The 17,656-nt window shown below is 38.8% G+C and carries 15 protein-coding genes, 1 tRNA gene and 1 pseudogene; 11 read left to right on the forward strand and 6 right to left on the reverse strand.

The features are described from left to right. Positions 1-22: 22 nt before the first annotated feature. Positions 23-1,021: an AI-2E family transporter gene (locus HY987_RS11685; RefSeq protein ID WP_292758884.1), complete on the reverse strand. Its 999-nt coding sequence runs from the start codon at positions 1,019-1,021 to the stop codon at positions 23-25. A 596-nt stretch (positions 1,022-1,617) separates the two neighbouring features. Here HY987_RS11685 and HY987_RS11690 point away from each other — a divergent pair. From HY987_RS11690 to HY987_RS11705, 4 genes are all read left to right on the forward strand, one after another. Beyond that, positions 1,618-1,893, forward strand: a complete 276-nt coding sequence (locus HY987_RS11690) for a hypothetical protein (RefSeq protein WP_292758887.1) — start codon at positions 1,618-1,620, stop codon at positions 1,891-1,893. 190 nt (positions 1,894-2,083) lie between these two features. After that, positions 2,084-2,737: a YkgJ family cysteine cluster protein gene (locus HY987_RS11695; protein ID WP_292758889.1), complete on the forward strand. Its 654-nt coding sequence runs from the start codon at positions 2,084-2,086 to the stop codon at positions 2,735-2,737. A gap of 135 nt (positions 2,738-2,872) precedes the next feature. After that, positions 2,873-3,025, forward strand: coding sequence for a hypothetical protein (locus tag HY987_RS11700; protein WP_292758893.1), 153 nt, complete (start codon positions 2,873-2,875; stop codon positions 3,023-3,025). A 307-nt stretch (positions 3,026-3,332) separates the two neighbouring features. Next, the gene (locus HY987_RS11705; protein WP_292758896.1) at positions 3,333-3,842 is read left to right on the forward strand and encodes a pyridoxamine 5'-phosphate oxidase family protein; all 510 of its coding nucleotides are present in this window, start codon (positions 3,333-3,335) and stop codon (positions 3,840-3,842) included. A gap of 166 nt (positions 3,843-4,008) precedes the next feature. Here the strand turns inward: HY987_RS11705 and fdhD are convergent, their stop codons facing one another. The 5 genes and pseudogenes from fdhD to HY987_RS11730 all read right to left on the reverse strand — a co-directional run. Next, the gene (fdhD, locus tag HY987_RS11710; RefSeq protein ID WP_292758898.1) at positions 4,009-5,943 is read right to left on the reverse strand and encodes a formate dehydrogenase accessory sulfurtransferase FdhD; all 1,935 of its coding nucleotides are present in this window, start codon (positions 5,941-5,943) and stop codon (positions 4,009-4,011) included. Between the two features lie 102 nt (positions 5,944-6,045). After that, positions 6,046-6,444, reverse strand: a complete 399-nt coding sequence (gene nifU, locus HY987_RS11715; protein WP_292758900.1) for a Fe-S cluster assembly scaffold protein NifU — start codon at positions 6,442-6,444, stop codon at positions 6,046-6,048. 39 nt (positions 6,445-6,483) lie between these two features. Further along, positions 6,484-7,650 carry a cysteine desulfurase NifS gene (nifS, locus tag HY987_RS11720; RefSeq protein ID WP_292758902.1) on the reverse strand — a complete coding sequence of 389 codons (1,167 nt, stop codon included), beginning with the start codon at positions 7,648-7,650 and terminating at the stop codon, positions 6,484-6,486. A gap of 102 nt (positions 7,651-7,752) precedes the next feature. Then, positions 7,753-9,234: a homoserine O-acetyltransferase gene (locus HY987_RS11725; protein ID WP_292758903.1), complete on the reverse strand. Its 1,482-nt coding sequence runs from the start codon at positions 9,232-9,234 to the stop codon at positions 7,753-7,755. Between the two features lie 167 nt (positions 9,235-9,401). Next, positions 9,402-10,706: pseudogene (locus HY987_RS11730) on the reverse strand (O-acetylhomoserine aminocarboxypropyltransferase/cysteine synthase family protein); the annotation flags it as partial. A 347-nt stretch (positions 10,707-11,053) separates the two neighbouring features. Here HY987_RS11730 and HY987_RS11735 point away from each other — a divergent pair. From HY987_RS11735 to HY987_RS11765, 7 genes are all read left to right on the forward strand, one after another. Further along, the gene (locus HY987_RS11735) at positions 11,054-11,449 is read left to right on the forward strand and encodes a pyridoxamine 5'-phosphate oxidase family protein (RefSeq protein ID WP_292758907.1); all 396 of its coding nucleotides are present in this window, start codon (positions 11,054-11,056) and stop codon (positions 11,447-11,449) included. A gap of 198 nt (positions 11,450-11,647) precedes the next feature. Next, positions 11,648-11,718 (forward strand) — tRNA-Cys (locus HY987_RS11740). A gap of 138 nt (positions 11,719-11,856) precedes the next feature. Further along, positions 11,857-13,257 (forward strand): cysteine--tRNA ligase, encoded by a 1,401-nt coding sequence (gene cysS / locus HY987_RS11745; RefSeq protein ID WP_292758909.1) that lies wholly within the window; start codon positions 11,857-11,859, stop codon positions 13,255-13,257. Between the two features lie 187 nt (positions 13,258-13,444). Then, the gene (locus HY987_RS11750) at positions 13,445-14,785 is read left to right on the forward strand and encodes an FAD-dependent oxidoreductase (RefSeq protein ID WP_292759424.1); all 1,341 of its coding nucleotides are present in this window, start codon (positions 13,445-13,447) and stop codon (positions 14,783-14,785) included. 118 nt (positions 14,786-14,903) lie between these two features. After that, entirely contained in the window at positions 14,904-15,491 is a 588-nt protein-coding gene (gene hdrC / locus HY987_RS11755; RefSeq protein WP_292758911.1) for a ferredoxin:CoB-CoM heterodisulfide reductase subunit HdrC, read from the forward strand. Further along, on the forward strand, positions 15,488-16,468 hold the full coding sequence (hdrB, locus tag HY987_RS11760; RefSeq protein ID WP_292758913.1) for a ferredoxin:CoB-CoM heterodisulfide reductase subunit HdrB: 981 nt from the start codon (positions 15,488-15,490) through the stop codon (positions 16,466-16,468). The genes hdrC and hdrB overlap by 4 nt, the downstream gene beginning before the upstream one ends. A 965-nt stretch (positions 16,469-17,433) precedes the next feature. Next, the gene (locus HY987_RS11765; protein ID WP_292758915.1) at positions 17,434-17,655 is read left to right on the forward strand and encodes a sulfurtransferase TusA family protein; all 222 of its coding nucleotides are present in this window, start codon (positions 17,434-17,436) and stop codon (positions 17,653-17,655) included. Position 17,656: the final 1 nt, after the last annotated feature.

Consider the following 17,656-nt stretch of genomic DNA (forward strand, 5'->3'; position numbering starts at 1 on the left):
TCATTTTTAATGTCCCTTGTTTTTATGATTTCTTTCCTTTACTATCATCTTCTTCCGCTTCACTGGTCATGAGTAAGGCTAACCAGCGAGTTTCATCATAATTTTCCAGATACTTTATTACAATCAAGGTCAAAGGTACTCCTATTAAAAATCCGGTGGGTCCTAAAATCCAGCCCCATACAAATAATGAAACAAATACCACAAAAACTGACATCTGAAGTCCTTTTCCAGTTAATCTGGGGAATATATAACTTTCAGCTACGGTATTAATAATGATAAAGAAGAGACCCATTGCTATAGCTCCCCATATACCATATTTAGCCCATGCTACTAATACCGGAGGTATTGCTGCAATTATAATACCCAAATATGGAATAAATCCCAGGGCAAAAGTTAACAATCCCCAAAGAATTGCAAAGTTAATGTCAAAAACAAAAAGAATAGCTGAAACACCTATTCCATAAATGAAGTTTACTTTTGCCCGGATTATGAAGTAAGTGATGTTAGCTTCAACAATATCAAATATCTTAGTCAGAGTAGGATTATCTGCACCTAATCCATTAACAAGTCTTACTTTTATCAGTGGAAGCTCATAGACCAGGAATATGACTGCAAAGAGAATAAAAGTTCCTGTGGCAATAAGTCCAGTAATATTCTCTATGGGTATATTGGTGACAATGAATTTTATTATTTCATTCCCATATTGAGCTAGAATACCCGAAGAGTTAATGGTGAAATCAGGTAGTTCTTTTACTAATTGGACTAGTGAAACCATGAGAAACCATAAAATTGCCAACCCCACAGCCAATGTTCCAACCAAGGTTACTATTACTGACTGGTTGTAGGAAAGGTCTTTTTTCTTAAGCCACATTAAAACAGGGTATATAATAATAGCAAGGAATATTGAAAGTAATATAGGTCCTAAAATCTCAGAACTATATTTCAATCCTATAATTGCAAGAAAAATAAATGCTATTAACATGATTTGCCGCGTGTAAGGCGGTGTTTTAAAATCCATCATTGTTTATCCTCCCCATAACTTTAAAGTTATTTTATTGGCTTTTAACCTTGTTCTGCTGACTCTTTTTCGTGCTTACCATCCATAAACACGATCCGGGCTGAATATGATCAAAGTAACAATATAACTATATATCCTATAATTGATTAATTTTTGGGCTGGTTTGATTATTGTTAATTTATTCTGAGGTTTCTTTTTTCAAATCTGAGGAGAACGATTACAGTAATGATCATCATTGATACTGAAAGAAATGAAAGCAACACCGTAGAATACACATGATAGCGAGTCCAGAACTAATCACCAGTGGACCATGCCTATCATAGATACGACCAGAAACAGGGGATAAAACACAATTCAAAATACCTTCAGGCAATAGCACAGACTGGTCATAAATGATGTGATTCCAAGGGCAGTCTGCAAGTATATTGGCAGTATAATCACCATTTGCAAATACTATCATCACATTTCTTATGTAATTATAATCCCCTGCTGAAGAAAGGATATTTATCGTGAGAAGGTGCAGCATAGGATGTATAAGTTAGGAAACAAAGGTAATGGTAATGATACAAAAATATCTAAAAATAACGGGTAGGTAAAAAATGAGTAATGAAAATCAAGTAAAATGGATAGAAAGTGTGGATAAGGACTTAATAAAATTGTTTGAGACTACCGAAGAATATAAAGCATGGCAAGAATCATTATTTGCAATTATTGGATATTCATCTAATGAAGAAATTGATGAAAAATTAGTTACAGAATTATTGGCGGATCATCTTAATGCAAGCTTTGAATTACAAAAGGGATTAGGAAACGCCAGACATAAGAAAGGAAAAATGATACGAAATGAGTTGTTATTAGACAATTGTGGAGAATAATTTGAGTAATAATATTATCTAACTCCAGTTAATACATATCATACTACATAAATCAATGATTTTTTAAAATTTAGAATTAATTATTTAAATCATTCAAACCATATTATCCACTTAAATAAGTTGGATATTTGGGTAATTTAAGTTTATACATTCATATAAAAACTTAACAAACAAAGTGAGCGTCCAACAAATGTTAAGAGATCTTCTTATTGATAAAGAACTGTTTAAAACCCTCAGAGAGAAGTCCCTGGAATCTGATGAGGGTGGAGTAAATACCACTGAAGAGGTTGAACTCCTGGAGAAAGCTGTCTTCAATAGATTGAAAAAGAAAAGATCTGTTAAAAAGTACAAGAAATTAGGGGTCAGTAAAGGGGACCTTAAGGAAATAATCCAACTTGCAGACATCATCAGCTTAGATGCACTGGGCGGTCCATCTAACTATGAACTGGCCAAGGAACATCAGGAATGGTGCACCATTTGTGGAAGATGCTGTAGGGAATCTGAATCCATTTTCATACACAAGGATGAACTCAATGTACTCCTCACTTTCAACCCGGATTTGGAAAAGGGAATTATCCGAAACAAACTCTACCCTGAACACTTCGAACTTAAGGACATCCAACCCTGCAAATTCATTGATGATGAGACCAACAAGTGCGGGATATACGATTCAAGACCACAGGTCTGTCGGAGCTATCCCTTGGTACTCATTGAATCAAATGGTAAAGCCAAAAACATCATCAATCTACGTTACAAATGCAATTACTCCGTTAATCTGATCCTGGAAAAGTCAATGATACTATTTGATGAGGCTATCCGGAGACTGAAAGAAAAAAGTAATTAATTAACATAATAAGTTGTAACTTTGAATTGGCTTTAATATATTCAAAATATATTTTTTTAATTTAAATTTATACCCCAAAAAATAAATCTTACCTACACTAAAGAGTATATAGAATATAATTGGGGGTTTATAAAAATGGCTGAAACATGCATGAGTGAAAGTGAAGTAGAAGTGTTCGTTGAAAACTTCAAAGGGATGCTATGGGATGAACTGGAAGATGCCGTGAGTTGCATGTCCAAAGAAGATATGGCAGCAGTCATACTGGCTTTGAAGAAGCGTTTCGGTTAATTAAAATTTATTTACTTTTTTATAAAATTCAGTTCTACTCCAAAATCATATCTTCCATTTTTTTGATTCTTCTCATGAAACCCAGATGATCATGGATTTGTATTATCGCACCAGAATATCATCATTAACAGAATCATATTATAATAAACTTTATATAAAATGATGTTCAATTAACTATCGGAAGTATGATTCCTTATTCCAATACAAGGAATGTAATTAAATCACTTAAATAAAAACATAGAAGTTATTTCACAGAGCTAAAAAGAATGAAAAATGAGGATGTCCCTTTATGAATAAAATCAGATACGTGCAGAGAGATTGCAAAGATAAAGAGAAAATAGAAAAGTTCCTAATTAATACAAGGACCGGTGTAATTGGAATGAATGGTGATGATTTTCCATACGCTGTTCCTGTGAACTTCGTCTGGTATGATGGTTCAATAATTTTCCATGGAATGGGTTCTGGGAAAAAGGTACAGATTCTTTCATCAGAACCACCAGTCTGCTTTACAGTATATGAAGAATACGGAACAGTGACCGATCCAATGCCCTGCCATGCTGATACTTCATACATGAGTGTAATGATCTTTGGAAAAGTGGAGAAGGTTGTTGATTTTGAAGAGGCAGCTTCGGCTCTTCAGAAACTGGTTGAAAAATATACCCCGGGTTATTACAAGAAGCCCTTAACCAGCAAGCTGATTGAAAATTATCGGTCCTCCTTTGATGAAAATGCGGTTTCTGTCTATCGGCTAACACCTGAAGATATGACAGCAAAAGAAAACCAGGCCGATGAAAACGAACTTTTCAAAAATGAATGAATATCTGACTTGAGATGAGGATGTCGTTTCCAATGGTTGCGACATCTTGCATTCAAAGACATCTTGCATTCAAACATTAATCTAATTCAAACATATTCTGAGGGAATATATTTTTGAGAAGTACAGAAAAAAGAGTTTTATTTCTAAAAAATTTAATCTGCAAGGTTTATTCTATCAATATCCTCTGGGGATTGGTGTAAATATTAAACCGGTTCCCCCTTAAAAATCCGATCATGGTTATCCCTGCCTTAAAAGCCACCGAGTAACCGGATGAGGTTGGTGCGGCATTGGATGCGATTATGGGAACTCCCACCCTGGCCAGTTTTATCATCATGTCCGCAGGCATCCGACCACTGTAAACCATGAACGCCTGTGAAAAGTTAACCTTCTCCAGTGCAGCGGCCCCTATAACTTTATCAGCAGCTACATGACGACTGACATCTTCACGGGAAATGAATTTACCCTGATAAACCATGCCTGCAACATGTGCCCCGCCGGTATTCTGCCATACCCGAGCTTCATCCCTTAATTTTTCAATGGCATTGAAAATATCATCCTTTGTAACAGTAAATTCTGATTCCACCCGGTTGATGGTTTCTATCTTCCGTCTCCACCCACCGAAACAGTCCGAGCCCACCACCAGATCCTTTATATCAAAATCAGCCAGGTTGATCTCCACGTTAATGTTCAGCCCATCAATTTCTATCTTTTTTATAACCTCTATACTTGCAACCAGGCCTTCACCCAGGAGGTAGCCAGTGGCAAATTCTTCCAGGGCATCCGGGCTTATGGAAAAGCTCCGTGAGAATTTTTCATTGATAATCAGGTTCACCTGTTCATCAATAACAATTTCATCCTCCCCATTAATTAAACCGGGTTTTTGAGGCTGATCAGACATTTTGCCTGAGAAATCCTGTTCAGAAACACTACTGTAACGCTGTATAGGAACGATTTCAGTCATTCCCCCTACACTAGCCGGAGTTCTCAGTTTCTCCACTGCTTGCTTAATGGTTTTGATGGCAAGATCAATGTCTTCAAAGGTGTTCTCCTTCCCCAGTGTTAACCGGAGGGAGCCATTGGCATCTTCCTCATCCAGCCCCATGGCCAGCAGGACATGGGATGGTTCCACTTTCTTGGTGGAGCAGGCTGACCCGGTTGAAGCATTCACTCCATTAGCGTCCAGGAGGAATGTTAAAGGTTCTCCCCTCACATTTTTAAAACTAAAATGTGCATTGCCCGGTAACCGTTTCAGGGGATGGCCGTTTAACTGTACTTCACCAATTCCTTCCAGAATTCCCCTGATGAGCCGGTCCCTTAATTGGGTAATATGTTTAATATTCTGTTCAAGGTTTTCTTCTGCCACCTGGCAGGCCTTACCCAACCCCACAATTCCAGGAACATTCTCAGTACCTGGGCGTATCCCCTTTTCATGACCTCCACCATGGAATAATGGTTCAAGTTTTACTCCTTTTCTGATGTACAGGGCTCCGACTCCTTTGGGTCCGTAGAGTTTATGGGCAGAAATAGATAAGAGATCAACCTTTAATTCTTTCACATTAACTGGTATTCTACCAATACTTTGCACTGCATCAGTGTGGAAGACAATACCTTTCTCCCGGGCTATCTTCCCAATTCGTTTTATGGGCTGAATGGTACCGATCTCATTGTTGGCGTGCATAACTGTGATTAGAATAGTTTTATCAGTGATTGCATCTTCAACATCAGCTACATTAACAATACCATCAGTACCCATTGGTAGAAAAGAAACTTTAAATCCTTCATTTTCAAGGTGTTTACAGACCTCCAGAACTGCAGGGTGTTCAATGGAGGAAGTTATAATATGGTTTCCCCTATTTTTCAAGCTATAGGCAGTTCCTAATATGGCCAGGTTGTCTGATTCTGTACCACCACTAGTGAAATAAACCTCTTCAGGGAGGGCACCAATAATTGATGCAACCTGTTTACGGGCGTTTTCCATGGCAGTTCTGGCCTCTCTTCCCAATAAGTAGAGAGTGGATGGATTGCCAAAGGAATCTGTAAAATAAGGCTTCATTGCTTCCCACACCTCCAGATCAAGGGGAGATGTGGCTGAATGGTCCAAGTAAACCGGTTTTGGGTTAGGTGGGTGTGAGGTCATAAGCTGGGATTTAAATATTCTAATAAATTAGTTAAAAATTATTCGGGATACATGAAAAAATAGAATTTATTCTGAGGTTTCATCCTCAGAAGATTCTCCGGCCTGTTTCTTTTTGTAGTCTTCAATGGCTGCTTTTAGAGCATCTGCTGCCAGGTTAGAACAGTGCATCTTTACTGGTGGCAGTCCTTCCAATTCATCAGCAACATCATTTCTCGTGATCTTCAGGGCTTCATCTATGGTTTTACCCATTGCCATCTCGGTTATCATACTGCTGGTGGCTATTGCTGCTCCGCAACCGAATGTTTTGAATTTTATATCGGTTATTATATCATCTTCTACCTTGATGTAAATAGTCATCAGGTCCCCACATACGGGGTTTCCTTCAGTTCCCACACCACTGGCATCTTCTATTTCACCGACATTCCGGGGGTTGGAAAAATGGTCCATTACTTTTTCACTGTACATATTCCATCACCTGCTTATTTATTATTAAGCTATTTATTATTAATCTTCTTTGGCTGGACACCAAAGTGGAGACATACTTCTTAATCTTTCAACTACTTCACTAATGGCAGTAATAGTGTAATCAATATCTTCCTGCGTGTTTTCAGTGCCAAGGCTTATACGCAGCGACCCATGAGCATCCACTTCCTTGAGTCCAAGGGCCATCAGGACGTGGGATGGTTCCAGTTTCTTGGATGAACATGCTGACCCGGTGGAAGCGTTAATTCCCTTGGCATCCAATTGTAGTACCAGTGATTCCCCCTCAATACTACTGAAGCGGAAGTTGGCATTGTTGGGAAGTCTTGTGGTGGGGTGTCCGTTGAGGTAGGATTGTTCAATCTCCCCCAGGACTCCCTTTATTAACCTGTCCCTCAATGAGGTTACATATTCAAAGTTCTTGTTTAAGTTTTCTTCTGCCAGCTGACAGGCCTTACCCAATCCCACAATTCCAGGAACATTCTCAGTTCCAGGACGTATCCCTCTCTCGTGGCCTCCGCCGTGGAGCAGGGGATCTACCCTTACTCCCTTCTTGATGTAGAGGGCTCCGATTCCCTTGGGTCCGTAGAGTTTATGGGCGGATATGGAAAGCATGTCCACGTTCAGGTTTTCCACATTGACTGGTATTTTACCCACGCTCTGCACTGCATCAGTATGAAAGTAGATACCTTTTTCCCGAGCCAGTGCACCTATTCCTTTGATGGGCTGGATTGTGCCGATTTCATTGTTGGCATGCATAATGGTAATGAGTATGGTCTCATCATTAATTGCTGATTCCACATCAGAGACTTTAACAATTCCATCCTCACCCACTGGAAGATAGGTAACTTTGTATCCTTTTTTTTCCAGGTATTTACAGGTTTCTTCCACTGCCGGGTGTTCTATGGCACTGGTGATGATGTGGTTGCCCTTGTGTTTAAGTCGGCTGACAGTTCCTTTGATTGCTATGTTGTCTGATTCTGTGCCTCCACTGGTGAAATACACTTCCTCTGGTTTGGCACCTATGAGTGATGCCACCTGTTTCCTGCCATTTTCCATGGCAGTTCTGGCTTCCCTTCCCAGGGCGTATAAAGTAGAGGCATTTCCAAATGATTCTGTGAAGTAAGGTAGCATGGCCTCCAGCACTTCTGGGTTAACGGGTGATGTTGCAGAATGATCCATATAACTCATTATATCACCTTAATTTTTTTTTAATAATATTAAATAATCCTTAAAATTTTTCATTCTTATTGTTTTATATGAGTCTTAAAATTCTTAATATTTTGTCTCTTCTTAATATTTGTCCCCAGCAATTAGGGTGCTTATGTGATCCGTGGTTATGAGACCTAAAACATTCCCATGATCATTGACCACTGGCAGTGAAGATATATTATGTTTTCTCATCTTCCGTGCAGCTAATTCGATTGGATCCTGTGGCAGGGCAGTAACAACATCACGGGTCATGATTTCGTCCAGTTTATTGTATTTGAGAGCTACTGCTTTGGAAATGTCCCATGCAGTTACAATTCCCAACATTCTAAAGTCTTCTGAAACCACAGGTAGATGGGTGACTTTCTCATCCAGCATTAACTCTGCTGCTTCTTCAATACTTGAATCTTCTGTTATAGTGGCTGCATTGAGGGTCATAACATCCACCACCAGTGTTTCACTGTAAAATCCGTTTATAATGTAACTTAACTGTCCAGCTTCGAGTAGGAATGCATCGTGACCATAGCTTGATTTGATCTGGCAGTAACTGACATCCACTTCATTGGCAGTCAGGGCCATTACTATCTCTTTAGACTCAGCTGGCGTGTAAAGCCAGTCTGAATCAACTGATATTACCAGTACTCTGGATTTAACATTTTTGAATGCATCCGATAGTGATACTGTTCCGTTTTCTGTCAGATCAAAATAGTCAATAGCTTTGGAAATGTAGAGATAGGAGTTGGCATCAAATCGCTTGGTGAAAGTGTCTCCCTGGTAGTGAAGGTAGCTTTCCACTTCAAAGTCTGTGGAAAAATCAAAACTGTACTCTTCTTTATCCTGGAGTCTTCTTCCGAACTTCTCATACATTGATTCGTTGCTGAGGTAAGTTATGTGGCCAATCATACGGGCCAGTGCCAGGCCGCTGTCTGGGAATTCTCCATCATAATAATTACCCTCATTCCAGTGGGGGTCACTGATTATGGCCCTTCTCCCCACTTCATTGAAGGCTATTTGTTGAGGTGATGAATAAGATGTAGTGGCAATGGGTATGGCTGATCTGACCATGTCCGGGTAGGATACACACCACTGGAGGACCTGCATACCACCCATGGATCCGCCTACCACTGAGAATAGTTGTTTGATTTGGAGGTGGTCGATTAATTTTTTCTGGGCTTTCACCATGTCTTTTATGGTGATTATAGGGAAGTTTAGTGCGTATGGTTTCCCGGTTTCAGGGTTTATGGATGATGGTCCAGTTGATCCCTGGCATCCTCCTAAGACATTGGAGCAGATGATGAAGTATCGGTCGGTGTCCAGGCATTTGCCAGGGCCGATTATGTTATCCCACCAGCCAGGTTTCCGGTCTCCCCCATGCCATCCTGCCACATGAGCATCACCTGATAGGGCATGACAGACTAAAATAGCATTACTTTTCTGCTTGTTCAGTGTTCCATAGGTTTCATAAGCTATAGTAACATCTTTTAGACTGTATCCACCCTCTAGTATTAATTTTTCAGATAGATTGTAGTATTTAGTTTCTACAACGCCAACAGATTCTTTTTTCATTGTTTATCCCGCATTGAATATGTTTACATGTAACTATACTATTGGTTATACTAGCACAGTTAATTTTAGGAATATCCATCTTATACACCGATGTATCCTTTTAGTTTGTCAACAGTTGACTTATCATTTTCTTCAGAAACATCATCGTTATCATCAATTTTTACATCTATGCGTGATAATGCCTGATCAATGTCAGCAATGATATCTTCTACATCTTCCAGTCCCACGGATACTCGTATGAAGTCAGGAGTTACTCCTGTATTTGCCTGTTCTTCAGGGGTTAGTTGCTGGTGGGTGGTGGATGCAGGGTGTATAACCAGGCTCTTGGAATCTCCAATGTTAGCCAGGTGCGAGAGAAGTTCCACGTTATTTATGAACTGTTTGCCAGCTTCGAGGCCTCCTTTAATTCCAAATCCGAGTAATGCCCCATATCCTTTTTTAAGGTATTTTGATGCTATTTCATGGGCTGAATCATCTTCTAGTCCAGGGTAACTCACCCAGCTGACTTTTGGATGTTCTTTGAGGAAGTTGGCAACGGTTAGTGCATTTCGAGAGTGTTGTTTCACACGCAAATCTAGTGTTTCCAATCCCTGCAGGAATAACCATGCGTTGAAAGGACTTACCTGTGCTCCCAGGTCACGGAGTAATCTTACTCTTGCTCTGAATGTGAATGCAACATTACCTAATCCCGGGAAGTCTCCAAAAGCATCCCAGTAGACTAATCCATGGTAACTTGGATCTGGTTCTGTGAATCCGGGAAATTTACCATTACTCCAGTCGAAGTTACCTGAATCAACAATAACCCCCCCAATTGATGTTCCGTGGCCTCCTATGAATTTGGTTGCGGATAAGACAGTGATGTCCACTCCGTGATCTATAGGTTTCACCAGACCTACTGCACTGGTGTTATCCACTACCACTGGGATTCCAGCTTCATGGGCTATGTCTGAGATGATTTCAAAATCAGGTACGTCGAGTTTTGGGTTTCCAAGTGATTCAGCGAATATGGCCTTGGTTTTATCGGTGATGGCATCTTCGAATTCTTCGGGTTTATCAGAGTTCACAAAATTAACTTTCCTACCTAATTCTGGGAAAGTGTAGTTAAACAGCTGGTAAGTTCCACCGTAGAGATTGTCTGCAGATAATATTTCATCCCCAGGCCCACTTAGATTGAGTAATGCATAGGTAGTTGCAGCCTGACCAGATGCTACGGCTAAAGCAGAGTTACCACCTTCAATAGCGGCTATTCTCTTTTCGAACACATCGTTGGTAGGGTTCATAATACGGGTGTAGATGTTACCCAGTTCTTTTAAGCCAAATAGGTTGGCTGCATGATCTGCGTCGTTAAATACGTATGCTGCTGTCTGGTATATGGGCACTGCCCTTGCTCCAGTTGCAGGATCTGGTTCTTCCTGCCCTACGTGCAACCCCAATGTGCTTAAACCAAATTCTTTCTTCTTTTCTTCTGTCATTTTATTTTCCTCCGTTTTTTATAATACCATTTTTCCCCATAAGTTTATTGCAATTTATTTTAGATTATTTATCGCATTATGGAGTTTTCCCAATTTTCCGAGGACATATTAATATTATTCGCTTTCACATTGCGAACCATATTGAAATAGGCCCCCAACAGAAAATATAACAATTGTTATATTATTTTACTATTTATACTTTGTTCTCAGTCCAAGTAACAGCCAGTTTTTTTCATGTTTAATACCACCATCCCCATCAGGAGTAAATTAAATCAATCTGAAAAATTAATTATTATATAACATAACTTATATAATATAACAATAGTTATATAAATTTTGGTGATACAATGACCATGACTGAAGAAATGATGGATGCTATAGAAAAAGACTTAGTATTTCTTGCAACTGCCAGCAGCGAAGGTATTCCTAACGTGGTTCCAATTGGCTTTGCAAGGCCTATTGATAATGGAAGTATATTAATCGCTGACAACTACATGAACAAAACCCGGAAAAACATTGAAGAAAACCCTAATGTTGCCATCGTAACCAAGGATGCTCAGAAAAACCCTTTCCAATTTAAAGGTAAAGCTGAGATCTTTGAATCCGGTAAGATCTTTGATGAAGTGGTGGAATGGGCCCAGAACGTTATGACCAAACTTAATCCCAAAGCAGCCATAGTAGTTAAGTTAACTGAGATATATTCAGTACAGCCCGGTCCTGAAGCAGGAAAAAAGGTTGAATAGATAAATAAATATTTATTCAATTTTTTTATCAAAAACATTTAAAATGTTGAATAAATCCCCCTTTGAATATTCTGTTATATTAATATAACAGTAAATTTTTTTGCCGATCAATAAAAAAACATGGCAACGTTTATATATAACAATTGTTAATGTTTGTAGTGCAGCTAAAAAATAGCCAAATTTCATGAATCGTTTTTTGCCAAGATGACCGAGCGGCTAGGTGCGTGGCTGCAGACCACGATACTTGGGTTCAAATCCCAATCTTGGCCTTTTATTTATTAAACAACTTACAGCTAAAGCTATATTTGATAACAAGACATATCTAATAAGAATTCATTTGATAATTAATATATCTAATAATAATTTGATAAAAAAAACTAAATTTAATAAAAATTTTCAGTGATTTTATGATAACTGTATATAACACTTTGTCCCGCAGGAAAGAGATTTTCAAGCCTCGTGAAGGAAACCGGGTAAAACTCTTTGTCTGTGGGCCAACAGTTTACGATAACTCACACATAGGTCACGCACGCACCTATATCTCATTTGATGTTATCGCCCGCTACCTGAAATACAGAGGTTATAGTGTTTTTTACGTACAAAACATCACCGATATCGACGATAAAATTATTAATCGGGCCAGAGAAACTGGGGAAGACACCCTTCAACTGGCACGGAAATTTGAGGAAAAATACATAGAGGATATGAAGTCTCTGGGTGTGGAAAATGTTAACCTCTATGCCAGGGCCACTGAACACCTAAACGAGATCATAACCCAAATAAAAACACTCCTCAATAAAGGATTCGCCTACGAAACAGATAGTGGGGTTTACTTTGATGAATCCAAGTTTGAAGATTTTGGTAAGCTTTCCAACCGTAACATTGAGGATTTAAATGTTCACCGCATAAATCCAGACACCAGCAAGCGCAACCCTGGAGATTTTGCACTTTGGAAAAAAAAAGATGAGAAACCATACTGGGATTCGCCATGGGGCCTAGGACGACCAGGATGGCATATAGAAGACACTGCAATAACTGAGGAATACTTCGGACCACAGTACGATATACACGGCGGAGGTCTGGATCTCATATTCCCACACCATGAAGCAGAAATAGCCCAGATGGAATCTGCATCCGGGGAAAAACCCATGGTTCGCTACTGGATGCACACTGGTTTCTTGAATGTTAAGGGGGAGAAGATGTCCAAATCCCTAGGAAACTTCATCACCATCAAGGACCTCCTGGAAAAATATCCACCAGAGGTATTCAGATTCTTTGTCTTATCCACTCATTACCGCAGCCCCATAGATTTCAGTCAGGAGATACTGGAACAATCACAAAACGGGCTTAAAAGAATATACAAACTTACCGAAACCATTGAAGATCTCTTAGAAAGTGATATTCCAGAAACTGGCAAAAAAGATGCAGAACATGAAAAATTAGTCCATGAAACCAGGAAAGATTTCATGGAAGCAATGGACAATGATTTTAACACACCATTTGCCCTTTCATCCATTTTCGATTTCATACGAGATATGAACAGGGAAATAAATGAATTGAACATTTCAAAAAATACATTGGATAATATTAAGGAATTTATAACCGAAATTGGCAATATTTTAGGTTTTGAATTTGTTTTGAATAAATCTCATGGCGATGCTACTGATGAACTGGTGAATATTCTCATTGATGTTAGGGAGAAACTTCGTGAGAAGAAGGATTATGAGCTTTCAGATGAAATCAGAAGCAAACTAAATGATCTGAATATTGTTATAGAAGACAGAAAGAATTATTTTCAAAAAAAGTAGGGAATAGATTAACTTGAATAGATTAACCTCAAATGAATAGATTAACCCCACTTATTAAATGTTAAAATCTGTCAATAACTGCCAATGTCATATTTAAATTATTAAATGAAAATTTAAAGCAGATCAAATAATTAAAGCAAAGTAAATTTGATAATATTGGAATTTATGAAGTTTTAACGTGAATATCATGATATACGATGTTATTGTAGTAGGAACCGGTGCCGGTGGATCAACGGTTGCACGTGAGCTTTCAATGAAAGGTCTTGATGTTTTAATGTTGGAGAAGGGAGACTTTATACCATCAGGTGCTGCAGCTGGAGAAATCAAAACTGTTGAATTAATTTTAGACCAAGAAGAGGATGGTCAAAAATTTATTGAAAACTCTGAAAAATATGAATTCCTGAAGTACGCAGGAGAACTGATGTATATTGAAGGTGTTGGTGGAACCACCCCTGTTTCACTGGCAAATGCCTGTTACGCCTGTACAACCTGTTATTCTAACTCTCCCACCGCCCAGTTCAAGATCCATGACCTGGAATTATTTGAAGAACTCATGGAAGCCAGCAGGGATATGAATGTTGGTCCACTTCCCAAGACACTGACTGGTCCTGTGACCCGTAAAATATGGGATGCTGCCGAGAAACTGGGTTACTTTGTAGAACCTATGCCTAAATTCATTGACTATTCTAAGTGTAACAACTGTGGACTCTGCATCGCTGGATGCACACAAGGAGCGAAATGGGATGCTACCAGTTTTGTTGAGGATGCTGTGAAATCCGGTGCAACACTGGTAACTGACTTTGAAGTTAGAAATGTCCGGCACAGTGAAGGAGAGTGTAGTGGAGTGGAGGGTTTAGATAGTGATGGAAATATCAAAACCTACCATGCCCAGAGAGTTGTGCTGGCAGCAGGAGCACTGAACACGCCCCTAATTTTAAAAAATAGCCAGATCACCGATGGAGTGGGACAGGGTCTTTTTACTGATTTATTCATTACTGTTGGTGGATTCCTAAAAGATGCTAGTCTAAACCAGGAGCTACCTATGGGAATTAAATCTGAATTTGGAGCATACTTTATATCACCACACTTCTCGGGCCAGCTGGTTCCATTAATAGCAGAAAAAGGTTTCAATGCCCAGAATAAAGATGTGGTGGGTTTAATGGTTAAGATTGCAGATGAGGCCAATGGTTCCCTGAATGAGGATGGTTCCATTACCAAACCCCTGACCAGTTCCGATTTGAAACTCTTAACTGAAGGCTATGATAAATCTGTGGAAATACTCACTGAGATAGGGGTGGATCCTTCTTCAATTATTTCCACACCCATAAGAGGAGCACATCCCGGTGGCACTGCTGCCATGGGCAATGTGGTGGACCGATCCCTAGAAACTGAGGTAAATGGTCTTTTTATTGCTGATGCCAGTGTTATACCCCAGGCACCCGGAAGACCGCCAATATTAACCATCACTTCCCTTGCTAAACGATTGGCTAAAAACATTATTCATAAGGCCCTTGAATTAAAAAATTAACAAATTATATGATTAATTAATAATTTGTAATTATTAAAAATTATGGATTAGATTTATAAAGGTTAATAAGCCCATCACTTAAGAAGAAGAAGTTAATTCATAAAGAGGTAAATTTGTAATGAGAACTCTTAAGCTCAATGAGGATTCCTCTAAACTTGCCAATGAGGTAATCAACGATTTAAAAGCATCACCTTCCCTTGAACTGTTTAAATGCATCCAGTGCGGAATGTGCACTTCACTATGTCCCGGAGCGCGTTACAGTGATTACAACCCCCGGAAAATGGTTAAAAGGGTGCTGGACGGGGATGAAAGTGTTGTATTTGATGATGATATATGGAACTGTTTCTACTGCTATACTTGTCATAGTGTATGTCCGGCCAACAACAGTGCCAGTGTGGTGAACCAGATATTACGACAAATGGCCATTAATGAAGGGAAACAAACTGAGAGACTTGCTGCATTTTTAACATATGGAGACAGTTTCCTGGAGATAGGGATAGGCTCTATCCCTGCAGCATTTTTTGATGTACTAGTCAAGGATTTTGGACCAAAATGGCTTGATCTTAAAATGAACCTGGATAGCGTGCGGAAGGACTTGGGTCTGGGACCAGTTACGCTACCTGAAGATTCCATTGAAGAAATAGATGAAATTCTCAATGTAACAGGATTCACCAGGAAAATGGAGAAAATAAGGGGATCCAAATGAAGAAAATACCTGATAAAGATATTTTGTTATTTAAAAGTTGTCTGGTGAGTGTGGAGTATCCTGGTGTGGAATCATCAACTACCTTCCTATTTGATAAACTGGGTGTGAGATACCATCGTGATGAACGTCAGTCCTGCTGCACAGGCCTAGGACATTACTACGATCTTTTTGACCAGCTTTCCACTACCACCCTGGCTGCCCGGAATTTTTGGGTTGTACGAGACTCCGGTAACCCCAACATAGCAGTGATGTGCGCCACTTGTTATGCCATTTTAAAAAAATCTGCTGAAATCCTGAATCAGGATGCTGAAGCCCGGGAGAAGATTAACGGACTCCTGGAAGAAGCAGGTCTGGGTAAAATGGTCTATCATAAGGGTGATATCGACCCTCATAAAAATATCTTCCACGCTGCTGAGATTCTCTATAATAAAAGGGAGTTATTTGAAGATTCATCCCAACTGGATTTCTCACAATTCAATATTGCCACCCACCACGCCTGCCATTACTGTAAGGTGCACTATGAAGATACTGTGGCCGGGGTTAGACATCCCATGCTCATTGATGAGATGGTTGCTTCCTGTGGTGTGGATACTGTAGGATGGTATGACCAGAAACGCCTTACCTGTGGTGCTGGTTTCCGTCAGCGATTCACCAACAATGAGCTTTCCCTCAGTGTGACTGCTGAAAAACTCATGAGTCTCAAGGAGAACCAGACTGATATAATGTTGCACATGTGTCCCAACTGCCAGATGCAGTTTGACCGTTACCAGCCCGTTATTGAAAAGAAATTGGATGAGAAATTCAACATATTTCATCTGAACATATCCCAGTTTTTAGCCCTTAATATGGGAGCTGACCCTTACAAAGTGGCGGGAATTCAGACCCACACTGTTCCTGTGGAACCACTCTTAAAAAAACTGGGTATTGAACCAGTTAAAAGTCCTGTTGAATCTGAAAAAATAAAGATGGACCATTGATTTGGATTTTTTGTCCATCTTTTAAAAATTCAAAATATACTTATTTTAAATTAATATTTCATTTATTAACTTTTTTTCATCGATTATTAATTAATGAACTTACTTTAAGTCACTAATCGTTAGTTAAACTGATTTTTAATTATTATTCTTAATTAAAACATTTTTTTAAGGTTAATATAATAGGCATAATATGAAAACAATCCTTAAAAACTTGATTTTTATTATTCATCCCCCATTTTGTTATGGTCAGGATTTTTTAAGAATAGAAAACTTTATATAATAATATAACATTTGTTATAATGTGGGAATCTTATAACGATCGTTATATAATGATCGTATTACCCCATAACTATTGATGTCTCCTGCTAGACATCCATCCTGATGAACCACGAGTATACATGAAATATAGATTCATGTTATTTCATCAGGATAGAAAAAGCCCATCACATGTGCTAAAAAAAATATGTGGCCAAAAAATGTTTCCAAATCCGAGGGGCTAAAACTCTCCTTATCAACCATGTTTTCTGTACCTCGGAAAGAAACGCTTCGCCCTAAGTATCTGTTTAGCATCCTAACCGATATTTTCAGGGTACTGTTTATGTTGATTAGGATGCTTCAAATTTAAGGAGGGATTATTCCTTTCCTAAAACATGTGCCACCAATCTAACCAAAGATACTAACCAGATGAAAAAATGTATCTCTGGTTAGGAACATAACTAATTACTGATCATGGTTACTCAACATTATTTAATCCGCATGTCATTACTAAGTAATTGCATAGATCAAGGAAAATAAAAAAGTTGAAAGCAAAAAATAGTATTATTCAAAATATTAATAAAGATTTAAAGAATAATAGAACTCTTAAAGGGTATTGAAACTCTTAAAGAATAAATAAAGCTTTAAACAGGACAAAAAAAGATTTATTTTATATTCATGCATTAAAAAAAAACTTTTGTGGTGATTAAATGGCTGAACAAAAAGTAGATGTTAAAGGTGAAACCTGTCCTGTGCCATTAGTTGAAGCCCGAAAAGCACTCCGAAAAGCAGCTCCAGGAGATATTGTGGAGATAGAAGGAACCCACCCTGCTTCAAAGAAGGAAATACCCATGGCCGTTGAAGCTCTGGGTTTAGAATTAGTGGATATCCAGGAGAAAAATGGAATATGGACCATTAAAATCCGCAAGTAGG

Origin of the sequence: Methanobacterium sp. (assembly GCF_016217785.1) — an archaeon.
Classification (GTDB): domain Archaea; phylum Methanobacteriota; class Methanobacteria; order Methanobacteriales; family Methanobacteriaceae; genus Methanobacterium.